Raw genomic sequence first — 13,534 nt, forward strand, 5'->3', positions numbered from 1 at the left:
GCTCCAGGCTTTGTTTTGGCGAGCAATTTCATGTGTTTAGGTTGACGCTGTCGCGTCGACCTAAACAGATATTGCTCTAAAAAACCGGAGCCATCGCTGGCCCCGGCTTCCCCCCCTCGAATGCTCAGGCGGCGGCGGCGATGCCGAGCCGGCGGCGCAGCGCCATCGGCAGCTGGCGCGCGGATTTCACGCGCGCATAGCCCATTTCGGGTTTCTCCGGCGTGTCACCGAAAATCGCTTCATGCTCGGCCCAGTTATCAAAGGCCATGCGACCGACATGGTCGATGAAGATCTCCGCCGAAACACCTTCGGCGAGGATCAGCTCATGCGCATCCACCTCGACATGGTAATAGGTGAAAATCTCGCTCATCGCCTCACGGGTGATGTCGCTGCCATTCACCATCGCCCCGGCATTCAACAGCACATGATCGACCAGCAGCGCATGATCCGGCGAGATCAGCAGATCGCGCCGCGGCAGCCCGTCGCCCAGGGCGCCGGCGGCGATGCGGATGGGTAGGCTGCGCACCGGGTCCGCGAAGCGCGGCGAGACGCGGCGCGTGCCGATCCAGCGCACCGGCACCGCTTCGCCCGTATCGGTGAGCACCAGATCGCCAATCTTCAGGCTCTCAACGGCCACCTCGCCATGGGGGGTGGAAATCGCCGTGCCGGTGAGGAAACAGGCCGCCTCGATGATGGTGCCGCCGGTACCGTCGGACACCAGGTAAAGCGGGCCATTGGTGGTGCTGTAGGTGCCGTTGGTCAGCCCGGCGCCGGTGACATCGAAGGTGAAGCTGCCGCCATTATTGGCGTTGACGACGATCTGCTGCACGCCGGCCTGGCCGGAAACGGCGGAGATCGTGTAGCCGGTGACATTGGTGAAATTCAGCGCCGGATCGTCCAGCTTGTCGGTCGCGGCGACGAAATTCTGGATCGGGCCGAAGACCGAGACCAGGCTCAGATTGAGCAGGCCGCTGCTCGTTGAGCCGAACACGGCGGTACCGCCGCTGCTGCCGAAGCTCAGCACGGTATTCGACAGGAGCTGTGCGGAAATCAGGCTGGAGGCAATGGTGAAGGAGCCGCCATTGATGTTGACAGTCGTGGCACCCAGCGCCCCGACCGAGGAGGCCAGCGTCAGGCTGCCGCCATTGGTGTAGAGATTGAGAGTGTTGGCGACGTCGACATTGTTGTTGACCGTCACCGACGAGCCGGCGGCGGAGTAGATGTTGAAGGTGTCCAGCAGGCCGATCAGGTTGAACGTCGTCGTGGAGTTGGTATCCGCCGCCGCGGTCACCGGGAGGATAACCCCAGTCAAGTCAAAAGTGCCTGTACCGTAATTCGCCATCTTTTTTCTCCCCAAACTGGTTTTACGGCTCCAGGTCAGCTCTCTAACGATAGGCGCACATCCGCGACGGCTTCAAAACATAACCGTGACCAAGACGCGATTAGATAACTAACATTTACCCGCCGTGAATCGATCAATATATCGATACCGAAGCATATTCGGCCTACATTTGCGGGCGGATCAAGACAATTGTCCTAAATAAAAGTTTATGAAATGGTAGGGTTTATGGCCATAGATGAAGTAAAAAAGGCGATCTATTCGTCATTGATGCGGCGCTTTGGGTTTCCAGGCGGTAATAACCCCCGCCTTTGAGGGCGGAAGTGGCGAAGTGGTTCGTGTAAAAACAAATTTAAAGCCACGGATCTGGTTAGATTTATACGTTAACAAAAGCCGTAAAAAATCTTTAAAGACTTCGATATGTTAACGAATGACTCCAGCACGCGGCGAGGATTAAGCCGAGGACAAAGACAGCCGTAAGGCCTATGGCGTCCATGGGGGTGTGCGCGCCGCGCCGGTTGCTCAGCGTTCAGTGATGATCCTCACACGCCCCGCCGGCCCGCCGTAACGCCGCCGGCATGCTTACTTTCCATAATATAGATTCTGCGTTTTACTGAGGCGTGAAAAAGGCGGCCGAAGCCGCCTTCCTTCAGTGCCCGATTTCGACCAGCACCCGCCGCGCCGCCTGCACCGGCGCCCCTGGCGCCTCGCTCGTGGGCCGGATTTCGCCGCGCGCATGGATCCGCAGCCTGGCGCGATCCACGCCATCCGCCACCAGCTGGTCCGCCACCACCTGGGCCCGGGTTTTGGACAGATACAGATTGGCCCGCGGGTCGCCGACACTATCCGCCGCCCCTATAACGGTGACCGGCGCATCGGGCTGCTCATTGGCGGCCTTGGCGATGGTGGCGATGGTGGTCAGCGCCGGCTGGTCGAGCGCGGCGGAGAATGGCTGGAAAAACACAGGGGTTGCCGGCGGCGGCGGGCCGACCGGCCCCTCGAGTTCGGCGCACCCGGCCAAACCGGCCAGAACGCTGAGAATCAGAAGTTTTTTCATCGAGCCCCCGTATTGCTTTGCAATACATCATTTCAGGAGCCGGGCCAAAAAATCAACTGGCGCATTCCCTGGCGGGCTGGATTATGGTCTAAGGCGGCTCGCCATGGCGTCATTGAAACATCTGCTCGGGATCGAGGGGCTCAACCCGGCCTCCGTCACCAATCTGCTGGATCTGGCCGAAAGCTACGCGCTTTTGAACCGCTCCGGCAAAACCCAACGCGACAGTTTGCGCGGCCGCACCCTCATCAATCTGTTCTTCGAGGATAGCACCCGCACCCGCACCAGCTTCGAGCTGGCCGGGCGCCGGCTGGGGGCTGACGTGGTGAACATGTCCGTCGCCACCTCCTCCGTCACCAAAGGAGAGACGCTGCTGGACACCGCCGCCACGCTGAACGCGATGAATTGCGATCTGCTGGTGGTGCGCCACAAATCCTCCGGCGCCCCTGCCCTGCTGGCGCAGAAGGTCGGGGCCTCGGTGATCAATGCCGGGGATGGCACGCATGAGCACCCGACCCAGGCGCTGCTGGATGCGCTGACCATCCGCCGCAACAAGGGCCGGATCTCCGGCCTCACCGTCGCCATCTGCGGCGATGTGCTGAATTCCCGCGTCGCCCGCTCCAATATCCTGCTGCTGACGATGATGGGCAATTTCGTCCGCCTGGTCGGCCCGCCGACCTTGGTGCCGGGCTCGATCGGCGTGAATGGCGTGGAGATTTTCCACGACATGGAAGAAGGGCTGAAAGGTGCGGACATCGTGATGATGCTGCGCCTGCAGAAAGAGCGCATGACCGCCGGGCTGATCCCCTCAAGCCGCGAATATTTCGCCTTCTACGGGCTGGACCGCAAGAAGCTGGCCTATGCCAAGCCGGATGCGCTGGTGATGCATCCGGGCCCGATGAACCGGGGGGTGGAGATCGATAGCGAGGTGGCGGACGATGCCGCCCGCTCGCTGATCAAGGAACAGGTGGAAATGGGTGTGGCCGTCCGCATGGCGGTTCTGGAAACCTGCGCGCGGAGCAACCATTGAGCACTTTATTTCGTAAAATCCGATATTTGGATGCGTCAGCGCAGAGCCTGCATGAAGGCGAGCTGCTGGTGCAGGACGGCAAGATCGCCGATTTCGGGCCCTCTCTGGGCAATCCGGACGGCGCTGAGATCATCGAGGCAGAGGGCGCCATCCTCTGCCCCGGCCTGGTCGATCTGCGCGCCGCCATCGGCGAGCCGGGCTTTGAATATCGCGAGACCATCGCCAGCGCCGCGCAGGCCGCCGCCGCCGGTGGCATCACCTCCATCGCCGTGCTGCCAGAGACCGATCCGGTAATCGACGATCCCGCCCTGGTGCGCTTCCTGCGTTCGCGCGGAGAGGAAACCGGCAGCCTCACTCTGCTGCCCTATGGCGCCGCCACGCGCGGGCTGGAGGGCAAGGAGCTGGCCGAATACGGGCTGATGAAGGCCGCCGGCGCGGTGGCCTTTACCGACGGTTCCAAAGCCATCGCCTCCTCGCGCACCATGCGGCTGGCGCTGTTCTATGCCTCGGGCTTTGACATGCGCATCGTCCAGCATCCTGAGGATGTGGAGCTGGCTCGTGGGGCGGCCGCCACCGCCGGCCCCCGCGCCACCTGGATGGGCCTGCCCAGCGTCTATGCCGCCGCCGAGGCGATCTGCGTGGCCCGTGACATCCGGCTGGCTGAACTCACCAATGGCGCGCTGCATTTCGCGCATGTGACCACGGCCGAGGCGCTGGAGCATATCCGCCGCGCCAAGGAGAAAGGGCTGAACATCACCTGCGACACCGCCCCGCCTTATTTCGACCTGAACGAAACCGCCATCGGTGATTACCGCACCTATGCCAAGCTGTCCCCGCCGCTGCGGGTGGAAGCCGACCGTCTGGCCGTGGTGGAAGCGCTGAAGGACGGCACCATCGACGCCATCGCCTCCGACCACCAGCCGCGCGATGCCGATGACAAGCGCCAGCCTTTCGCCGAGGCCGCCCCCGGCGGCTGCGGCCTCGCCACGCTGCTCAGCGTGACGCTGGCACGGGTGCAGAATGGCGATCTCTCTCTGCCCCAGGCGCTGGCTCTGCTCACCGCCAAGCCCGCCGCCTGGCTGGGCATCGAGGCCGGGCGCATCGCCAAGGGCCTGCCCGCCGATCTCTGTCTTTTCGATCCCGAAAAATCCTGGCAGGTTCAGGCCGGGAAACTTCCGGGCAAGGCGCAGAACACGCCGTTCGATGGCCGGGCCCTGGAAGGCGTGGTGCTGGGCACCTGGAAAGCCGGGCGGAGGGTGTACGGGTGATTCTGTCTTATCTTGGCGTTGCGATTTTCGGCTATCTGATGGGCAGCGTGCCTTACGGGCTGCTGCTCACCCGGCTGGCCGGGCTCGGCGATATCCGGTCCATCGGCTCGGGCAATATCGGCGCCACCAACGTGCTGCGCACCGGCAACAAGAAGCTGGCGGCGGCGACCCTGTTGCTCGACGCGCTGAAAGGCTTCGTCGCGGTGATGGTGGTGAAGCTCGCCTGGCATCATGGCGTGCTGGTCACCGGCATCGCGGCGGTGCTGGGGCATCTGTTTCCGGTCTGGCTGCGCTTCAAGGGCGGCAAGGGGGTCGCCACCGGCTTGGGCGCGTTCTATGGCATGATCTGGCCGCTGGGCGTCATCTGCTGCGCCATCTGGCTGCTGGTGGCGTTCACGCTGCGCTATTCCTCTCTCTCCGCCCTCATCGCCTACGCCGTGGCGCCGGTTGCGGCCTTGCTGCTGGACGGGCCCTTGGCGGCCGAGGCGGTGCTGATCATCTCGGCCCTGGTGTTCTGGAAGCATAAGCCCAACATCCAGCGCCTGTTGCGTGGCGAGGAGCCGCGGATCGGCGGAAAGGCAGCCGCATGAAACGCGCTTTTCCCTTCGCGCTCTGGCTGCTGGCGGCGGCGCCCGCCTTGGCGATCAGCCATTTCCAGGCCGACCGCATTCATATCTTCAATGCCGGCAGCTGTGCCGCCCCCACCGGCCCGCTCTGGATCACGATTGGCACCGGCATGGCCGCCCCCGGCTTTGTCAATGTGACCGCGCCGGGGTTCGACCAGATCGGCGCGCTGGTCTCCGGCAATGGCCCTGGCCAGTCCGAGGCGGTGCTGGCCGCGCAATCGCCCGGCTGCGGCGTCATCGCCGGCTTTTACCATGAGGGTACGCCGGTCGGCGCCTGGATCGTCCCGCCCGCCAAGCTGCCGGAGCTGGTCGCCATCCTGAAGGCGAATGGCTGAGTCTGCTCTCGGGTTTTTGCGTCTGGCCCGCACCGAGAGCGTCGGGCCGATCACTTATCGCCGGCTTTTGCAGCGCTTCGATGATCCGGCGGCGGCGCTGGACGCCCTACCCGGCCTGGCCCTTGCCGGCGGCCGCGTCACCCCGCCGCGCATCCCGCCCACCGCCGAAATCGAGCGCGAAATCGCAGCGCTACGAAAAATTGGCGGCCGGTTTCTCTTTCTCGGCCAGCCCGGCTACCCGCCGGCCTTGGCGGAATTGCCGGACGCCCCCGCCGCCCTCGCCGTGCTGGGCGATGTGGCCCTGCTCAGCGACGCCGGCATCGGCATTGTCGGCGCCCGCAACGCCTCGCTGAACGGGATGCGGCTGGCGGAGCTGCTGGCGGCGGAGCTGGCGGTGCATCTGCCCATCATCTCTGGGCTGGCGCGCGGCATTGACAGCGCCGCGCATCAGGGCGCGCTGCGGGCGGGCAGAACCATCGCCGTCATCGCCGGCGGGCTGGATGTGCCCTACCCGCCCGAGAATGCCGATCTGCAACGCCGCATCGCCCAGGGCGGCGTGGTGGTGGCCGAGGCGCCGCTCGGCACCGCCCCGCTCGGCCGGCATTTTCCCAAGCGCAACCGCATCATCGCCGGGCTCTGCCAGGGGCTGGTGGTGATCGAGGCGGCGGCGCGCTCGGGCACGCTGCTCACCGCGCGCCTTGCCGCCGAGGCCGGGCGGGAGATTTTCGCCGTGCCCGGCTCGCCTTTGGACCCGCGCTCCGCCGGCGGCAATGACCTGCTACGCCAGGGCGCGCATCTCACCGAAACCGCGCAGGATGTGCTCGCCAATCTGCGCGCCACGCCGTCCCCGGCCGGGTTCGCCGCCCCAAAGCCGCCGCCGATCATCGCCACACCGGACCCGCAGGAGCTGGCCCGCGCCCGCGCCGCCATCCCGCCATTGCTGAGCCGCGAGGGGGCCAGAGTTGACGAGATAGCCCGGCGCTGCCAACTGTCGATCCCAGCAATAAGGGCGGTGATCCTGGAATTGGAGCTGGCCGGGCGGGCGGAAAGCCTGCCGGGCGACAGGATCATCAGCCTGGAAGACCCTTAAAGACGCTGCCCTCGCAGCGGCAAGACGAATGAATGGAACGGCCAGTTGACTGATATCGTCGTCGTCGAATCTCCCTCCAAAGCCAAGACGATCAATAAATATCTGGGCGATTCCTATAAGGTTCTGGCGAGTTTCGGGCATGTGCGCGACCTGCCGCCGAAGGATGGCTCCGTCCGCCCGGACGAGGATTTCGCCATGGACTGGCAGGCCGATGACCGCGGCGCCAAGCAGCTCTCCGAAATCGCCAAGGCGCTGAAGGGCGCCGGCACGCTCTATCTGGCGACCGACCCGGACCGCGAGGGCGAGGCAATTTCCTGGCATGTGCAGACGGCCCTGGCCGAGCGCAACGCGCTGAAGGGCGTGAAGGTTCGCCGGGTGACCTTCAACGAGATCACCAAAAGCGCCGTCAAACACGCGATGGCGCATCCGCGTGATCTCGATACCCCGCTGATCGAGGCCTATCTGGCCCGCCGGGCGCTGGATTATCTGGTCGGCTTCACCCTCTCGCCGGTGCTCTGGCGCAAGCTGCCGGGCAGCCGCTCGGCTGGGCGGGTGCAATCCGTGGCGCTGCGGCTGATCTGCGAGCGCGAAGCCGAGATCGAAGTGTTCAAGGCGCGGGAATACTGGACGGTGGAAGCTTCGATGCTGACCCCGACCGGCGCCCCCTACCCTGCCCGGCTGACCCATTACCAGGGCAAGAAGCTGGAACAGTTCGACCTCAATAACGAGGTCTCCGCCCGCGCCGCCGAGGCGGCGGTGAAGGCCGGGACGTTCAACGTCGCGAATGTCGAGAAAAAGCGCACCCGCCGCTCGCCGCCGCCACCCTTCATCACCTCCACCCTGCAGCAGGAGGCCAGCCGCAAGCTCGGCTTCTCCTCCCAGCAGACCATGCGCCTGGCCCAGCAGCTTTATGAGGGTGTCGAGATCGGCGGCGATACGGTGGGTCTGATCACCTATATGCGAACCGACGGCGTGCAGCTGGCGCAGGAGGCGGTGTCCTCCATGCGCAAGCAGATCCAGGCCGAATTCGGCGAGGCCTATGTGCCGGTGGCCCCGCGCATCTATCAGAGCAAGGCCAAGAATGCCCAGGAAGCGCATGAGGCGATCCGCCCGACCGATATCGCGCTGAAGCCCGAAAAAGTCGCGCGCATGCTGAATGCCGAGCAGGCGAAGCTCTATGACCTGATCTATAAGCGCGCTCTGGCCTGCCAGATGTCCCCGGCCGAGCTGGACCAGACGGCGGTGGACCTGACCGACGGCAAGGGCCAGACCCTGCGCGCCACCGGCTCCGTGCTGGCCTTCGATGGCTTCCTGAAGCTCTACCGCGAGGACCAGGACGACCCGTCCGATCAGCAGGATGAGGATAGCCGCATCCTGCCGCCGATCGCCAAGGGCGACCCGGCCAAGACCCGGGACGTCACCGCCAGCCAGCATTTCACCCAGCCGCCGCCGCGCTTCTCGGAGGCCAGCCTGGTGAAGAAGATGGAAGAGCTGGGCATCGGCCGGCCCTCCACCTACGCCTCCATCCTCTCGGTGCTGCGCGACCGCAATTATGTGAAGCTGGAAGCGCGGCGCTTCATCCCTGAGGATCGCGGCCGGCTGGTTACCGCCTTCCTCACCAGCTTCTTCGCGCGCTATGTCGATACCGGCTTCACCGCCAATCTCGAAGAGCAGCTCGACCAGATCGCCGAGGGCAATGAGGATTGGCGGGCGGTGCTGCGCGCCTTCTGGGATGATTTCTCGGCCGCCGTGGCGCAGACCAAGGATCTGAAAATCTCGGACGTGATCGACGCGCTGGACGCCGATCTCGGCCCGCATTTCTTCCCCACCCGCGAGGATGGGACGGATCCGCGCCTCTGCCCCGCCTGCGGCGAGGGCCGGCTTGGGCTGAAGCTCGGGCGGTTTGGCAGCTTCATCGGCTGCTCGAACTACCCGACCTGCCAATATACCCGCAAACTCGCTGTCGAGGGCGGGGATGACGAGAGTGATGCGCTGAAGGATGGCATGCGCCTGCTCGGCCAGCATCCGGATACGGGCGAGGATATCACTTTGCGCCGTGGTCCTTACGGGCTCTATGTGCAGCAGGGCGAGCCGGACCCTGAGGATAAGAAGGCCAAGCCCAAGCGCGCCTCGCTGGCGCGCGGCATGGAAGGGGCGACGCTGACGCTGGAAGAGGCGCTGGGGCTGCTCTCCCTGCCGCGGCTGATCGGGCTGCACCCGGAGACAGGTCAGAAGATCGAGGCGAATATCGGCCGCTTCGGGCCTTATGTGAAAATGGGCGCGCTGTTCGCCTCCATGGACCGCGATGACAGCGTTCTGCATATGGGGCTGAACCGGGCGATGGAGCTGATCGCCAAAAAGCAGGACAGCATCAAGAGCATCGGCGCGCATCCGAAGGATGGGGCGGAGGTGCTGGTGCGCAAGGGCCGCTTCGGGCCATATGCGCAATGGGGCAATGTCGTCGCCAACCTGCCGCGTGGGGTGGAGATGACGGCGGTGACGCTGGATGAGGCGGTGGCGCTGCTGGCCGAGAAGGGCAAAACGCTGGCGCCGCGCGGCAAGAAGGGGGCGAAGGCGCCAGCGAAGAAGGCGCCGGCTGCGAAGAAGGCCGCACCCGCCAAGGATACGGCGAAAGCGCCCGCTGCCAAGGCGCCTGCGAAAAAGCCCGCTGCGAAGAAACCGGCCGCGAAGGCCGCGCCTGCCAAAAAGCCGGCAGCCAAGACGCCGGCCGCGAAAACGGCCGGCTGAACCGGGTCAGGCGCTCGGCTTGGAGCGCGCCCGGCTGACCGGGCGCGGCGCGGGACGGGCTTTTGCCACCGGGGCGGGCGCTTCCTCATCCTGAGGCACGGGCGTTGCCGCGCTTGCCGCAACGGGCTTGTTGATTTGGGTTTTCGGCGCGGTTGTCGCCAACTCGGCAGTCCGGGCCTTGGACGTGGAGGTCTCATGCACCTCCCGCGCCGGCTCCGGCGAGGTCGGCTCGGCGGCTTTGCGCGGGGCCGGGATGGTGCGCAGCAAGGTGCTGGCCTCGGTGAAGCTCTCGCGCAGCTCGTCGGAGATTTCCTTCGCCAGCGCCTGAGCCTGTTCGATATCGCGCTGCACCAGGTCCGAGACATGGGTGGGGTCGAGCTGGTTCCACTGCATCAGCGTCATCCGGCTGGCCAGATATTCCTGGCTGAAGCGCATCTGCGCGCGCATCGCCGCCCCCAGCCCCTGGAACAGACGCTCCTGTGCCTGCAACAGATTGGCGGTGCGGGCCTGGAATTGCCGCATCGCGGCCTCAGGATCGAAATTGGCGCCCATGAAGGCGGGGCCGGATGGGGTGTGCGGGTCGAGCTTCGCCATGTCGCGTCCTCCTCAGCAATAAGGTCAATATAGCCATTGCCGGCGCCGATGTGGCGGAATTTCGCGTAATTTTATAAGGTTTTTGCAGACTCGGAGGTAAGGATGAACGGATTTCACGGGCTCTTGGCCAGTGCTGGCGTGCTGGGCGGGCTGTTCGCGCTGCTCACCGCGAATGTGTTTTCCCAGCGCTTCAAGGCGGGGGTGAAGCTGGGGACTGGCGGGCCGGAGCATCAGGCGTTGCTGGTGGCCGTGCGCACCCATGCGAATTTCGCCGAATATGTGCCGCTGTGCTTGCTGCTGCTGGCCGGAGATCTCTATGGCGGGGCGCCGGCCGGGCTGGTGGTGAAGGCCGGCTGGGTGCTGGTGGCGGCACGGGTGGCGCATGTGTTCGGCATGCAATTGCCCGCCCCGAATAAAAGCCGCGCGGCCGGCGCGCTGTTGACGCTGGCGGTGCTGGTTGGCGCCAGTCTGGAGGCGGTTTATCTGGCGATCTAGATCAGCTGCTTGAAATCTCCCGCAAAGAAAAAGCCAGAGTGTTCCGCGTGCCCATGGGCACGCGGAACGCTCTAGCTTTGGTCGTCGCGAGCAATCTCATCTGTTGATCGTGGCGCTGGCGCGTCAGCCTACACAGATATTGCCCTGAAGGCGGTATCGTCGCGTCAGGTCAGAAGGTCAGCTTGGTCTCCAGCCCAAACACCCAGGCATTGGCGTAATGCTTGTAGGAGAAGGTGCCGGGGTCCATCACATATTGCACGTTGGGATGGATGATCCACCACGGCGCGGCCTGGAACCCGTAACCGGCTTCGATCACGCCCTCACCCGTGGACAGATCCGTCAGCGTCCCATGCGAGGCGGCTTCCTTCGCGTCGATCGCGCGGTGATTGATGATGGCCCGCACATAGCCGACATTGATGTAATCGTTCGGCCGCGCCGCGAAGGGGCCGCGCGCTTCCAGCCCGCCAAGAACCGAGCCCTGGAACAAAGCGGTGCTGGGGTCGGAATAGGAGACCATGGCGATGGCGATCAGCCCGCGCTTGGGCCCGCCAAAGCTCATCAGCATCTGGTCGCCGATCGCGTAAAACCCATAGCGCCCGTTCTGGAGGTCCGAGGCGTTGGTGACGGAGGCGGCGTTGCTGGTATCGTAATAGGCGCCAACCTTATATTCGCCGGGCAGGCCGCCGAAATGCGTCTTGTAGGCCGCCTCGACGGGGATCAGCGCCCCGGTGGAGCCGGAGGTGGACATTTTCAACCCATTGCCCGGATTGCCGTAGGTTGGATTGACGTCATAGACACCGGCTTCGAGATAGGCGTCCGGGGTGAAGTTCAGCTTGACGCGACCGCCCCATTTTCCGGTCGGGTTATCGGACCAGCCAGAGGCGTTCGGCAGATTCTGCGGATGGGCGCAGAAGCCGACATTCTGGAAGTCGCAGCCATAGGCGATGCCGGCGAAATCATTGCCCATCGGGTAGAAGCCGCCTTTGAGCTCGACCTGGTCGTGGAAAAGCTTCTGGGTCAGGCTGACCTCGACGATGCGCGTCGTCTCGCCGGCGCCGTAAACTTCCTGCACCGCGAGCTTGTTGCCGGTATAATCGGCCGAGGTATTGCGCCCGACGCGGCTGTTGAAACCGACCGTCAGCGTGGTGCCGTTCAGCCCGGCGAGCTTGCCGAGATCCGCCTTGAAACCGTAATAAAATTGCGAGGCGAGATCGCTGCCCTGGCGCTTGCCGCCGGAAGCACTGCTCGCCAGCTCGCCGACATAACCTGCGGTGAAATCGATCCCGTCCGCGGCAAGCCGGGTGCGCCCGCCATTCCAGTTCCCGGTCATGGTTTTCTGGTTCATCCAGTCCTGCCATGTATAGGCCTGGGCGGCGCCGGCTGAAATCGCGGCAAGGCCGAGCCCCCCCAGCAACACAGCTCGTAATTTGGTAAATTTGTATGACAAATCTCGGGCAATCATGAACATGCTCCCAGCATTGTTTTTGCTTTCACGCGGAATTCGCGCTCTGATGACGTACAAAGCCGGACAAAATATGTCAAATATAATTATCTCTTAGTTTACAGGCTTTTTTCCGTGTCTCGTATTCTTTAGTTTTTAAAAGCATTTTTGGCAGCGCGCCGAAATTTGTTTAGTCGTAAAATGAGTTGACATATTTTCGGCGCTGTCCTTTTATGCGCCACGGCCGCGCGCCGCGTGGCGGAGTCGCAATAAGCCCATGCAACTGGGCAAAAGGGAAACGGAACATGATATCAGAAAAATTCTCGCGCAGAACGGTTTTGGGTGGCATGGCGGCGGCTGGGTTGAGCGGCGTGGCGCGCGCTGCAGCGCCGGCCCTGCCGTCCTCGCCGGTGAGCCTCAGCATCGTCGACGTGGCCGGCACGCTGGCCCTCACCCGCCCGGCTTTCGACGCTTATCTGAAGCAGAAGCCGCATCTGGTGTCGCACATCGAATACAGCAAGGCGCCGGCGCCGGAACTGCCGGGCAAGCTGCATGCCGAGCAGCAGGCCGGGCGGCTGGATATCGACATGGTGCTGACCGGGATCGACGCGCTTTCCGCCGGCCTGAAGCAGGGCATCTGGATGCCGCTTTTCCCCAATTACGCCAGCGCCCTGCCCAACCCGTCCGCGATCTATCAGCCGCATGCGCTGCAGATGCAGAATTTCGCCCAGGACCATGCGCTGGAAGTGGTGTTCTGCCCCGCCGGGCCGCTGATCGAATACAACCCGGCGATGGTCAAGCAGGTGCCGACGACGACCGCCGACATGCTCGCCTGGGCCAAGGCGAATCCGAAGAAATTCATCTATGCCCGGCCCGAGAACTCCGGCCCGGCGCGCATCTTCATGATGGGCCTGCCCTATCTGCTGGGCGATTCCAACCCGCGTGACCCGCGCAAGGGCTGGGACAAGACCTGGGCCTTCATGGCGGAGCTGGGCAAGACCATCGAATATTACCCCTCCGGCACCGGCACCGTGATGCAGGAGTTGGGCTCGGGCCTGCGCGCGATGACGCCGACCCAGACCGGCTGGGACATCAACCCGCGTGCCCTGGGCGTGGTGCCGGCCTCGGTCGAGGTCGCGAAGTTCGATAACCAGATCATCGTCTGCGATGCCCAGTACATGGCGGTGCCGAAGGGCATCAAACCGGAAAAGCTGGCTGTGATCCTGGATCTGATGAATTTCATGCTGCAGCCGGCGCAGCAGGCGGTGACTTATGACGAGGGCTATTTCTATCCCGGCCCGGCGGTGAAGAATGTGCCGCTGTCGATGGCGCCGCAGAAGAGCCAGGATGTGATCGCGAAATTCGGCCGCCCCTGGTACGATCAGATGATCGCCAGCGCCCCCACCTACATGCCGCTGAACGCTGACGATCTCGTCTATGCGCTCGGCCGCTGGGACCAGCAGATCGGCGTGATCACCGCGTCCTGATAAAAGACCAACGAGGAGTTCAAGGGT

The 13,534-nt window shown here is 64.2% G+C and carries 12 protein-coding genes; 8 read left to right on the plus strand and 4 right to left on the minus strand.

Annotation, left to right across the window (positions count from 1 at the left end):
- Nucleotides 1–124: 124 nt before the first annotated feature.
- Both T331_RS18945 and T331_RS16920 read right to left on the minus strand, forming a co-directional pair.
- Entirely contained in the window at nt 125–1,312 is a 1,188-nt protein-coding gene (locus T331_RS18945; RefSeq protein ID WP_162173869.1) for a Hint domain-containing protein, read from the minus strand.
- 676 nt (nt 1,313–1,988) lie between these two features.
- Nucleotides 1,989–2,396 carry an OmpA family protein gene (locus tag T331_RS16920; RefSeq protein WP_051621989.1) on the minus strand — a complete coding sequence of 136 codons (408 nt, stop codon included), beginning with the start codon at nt 2,394–2,396 and terminating at the stop codon, nt 1,989–1,991.
- A gap of 103 nt (nt 2,397–2,499) precedes the next feature.
- Here T331_RS16920 and T331_RS0101235 point away from each other — a divergent pair, with 103 nt between their 5' ends.
- The 6 genes from T331_RS0101235 to topA are packed head-to-tail and all read left to right on the plus strand — an operon-like array spanning nt 2,500 to nt 9,490.
- The gene (locus T331_RS0101235; protein ID WP_026438719.1) at nt 2,500–3,423 is read left to right on the plus strand and encodes an aspartate carbamoyltransferase catalytic subunit; all 924 of its coding nucleotides are present in this window, start codon (nt 2,500–2,502) and stop codon (nt 3,421–3,423) included.
- A gap of 26 nt (nt 3,424–3,449) precedes the next feature.
- Nucleotides 3,450–4,691, plus strand: coding sequence for a dihydroorotase (locus T331_RS0101240; protein WP_407637422.1), 1,242 nt, complete (start codon nt 3,450–3,452; stop codon nt 4,689–4,691).
- The gene (gene plsY / locus T331_RS0101245; protein WP_026438721.1) at nt 4,688–5,281 is read left to right on the plus strand and encodes a glycerol-3-phosphate 1-O-acyltransferase PlsY; all 594 of its coding nucleotides are present in this window, start codon (nt 4,688–4,690) and stop codon (nt 5,279–5,281) included. Before T331_RS0101240 ends, plsY begins: the two co-directional genes overlap by 4 nt.
- The gene (locus T331_RS18950; RefSeq protein ID WP_008493013.1) at nt 5,278–5,652 is read left to right on the plus strand and encodes a hypothetical protein; all 375 of its coding nucleotides are present in this window, start codon (nt 5,278–5,280) and stop codon (nt 5,650–5,652) included. The genes plsY and T331_RS18950 overlap by 4 nt, the downstream gene beginning before the upstream one ends.
- A complete protein-coding gene (gene dprA / locus T331_RS0101260; RefSeq protein ID WP_026438722.1) occupies nt 5,645–6,742 on the plus strand; it encodes a DNA-processing protein DprA in 1,098 nt (365 codons plus the stop codon). The genes T331_RS18950 and dprA overlap by 8 nt, the downstream gene beginning before the upstream one ends.
- Before the next feature lie 45 nt (nt 6,743–6,787).
- The gene (gene topA, locus T331_RS0101265) at nt 6,788–9,490 is read left to right on the plus strand and encodes a type I DNA topoisomerase (protein ID WP_026438723.1); all 2,703 of its coding nucleotides are present in this window, start codon (nt 6,788–6,790) and stop codon (nt 9,488–9,490) included.
- A gap of 6 nt (nt 9,491–9,496) precedes the next feature.
- Here the strand turns inward: topA and T331_RS18955 are convergent, their stop codons facing one another.
- On the minus strand, nt 9,497–10,084 hold the full coding sequence (locus T331_RS18955; protein WP_026438724.1) for a hypothetical protein: 588 nt from the start codon (nt 10,082–10,084) through the stop codon (nt 9,497–9,499).
- Between the two features lie 102 nt (nt 10,085–10,186).
- Between T331_RS18955 and T331_RS16930 the strand changes: the two genes are divergently transcribed.
- Nucleotides 10,187–10,579 (plus strand): MAPEG family protein, encoded by a 393-nt coding sequence (locus T331_RS16930; RefSeq protein WP_035178719.1) that lies wholly within the window; start codon nt 10,187–10,189, stop codon nt 10,577–10,579.
- Nucleotides 10,580–10,748: 169 nt separating this feature from the next.
- Here T331_RS16930 and T331_RS0101280 read toward each other — a convergent pair whose 3' ends face one another.
- Entirely contained in the window at nt 10,749–11,996 is a 1,248-nt protein-coding gene (locus T331_RS0101280; RefSeq protein ID WP_244876869.1) for a carbohydrate porin, read from the minus strand.
- A 371-nt stretch (nt 11,997–12,367) separates the two neighbouring features.
- Here T331_RS0101280 and T331_RS0101285 point away from each other — a divergent pair, with 371 nt between their 5' ends.
- Nucleotides 12,368–13,507 carry an extracellular solute-binding protein gene (locus tag T331_RS0101285; RefSeq protein WP_008493020.1) on the plus strand — a complete coding sequence of 380 codons (1,140 nt, stop codon included), beginning with the start codon at nt 12,368–12,370 and terminating at the stop codon, nt 13,505–13,507.
- The last annotated feature ends 27 nt before the right edge of the window (nt 13,508–13,534 follow it).

The sequence above is a fragment of the Acidocella facilis ATCC 35904 genome (assembly GCF_000687875.1).
Classification (GTDB): domain Bacteria; phylum Pseudomonadota; class Alphaproteobacteria; order Acetobacterales; family Acetobacteraceae; genus Acidocella; species Acidocella facilis.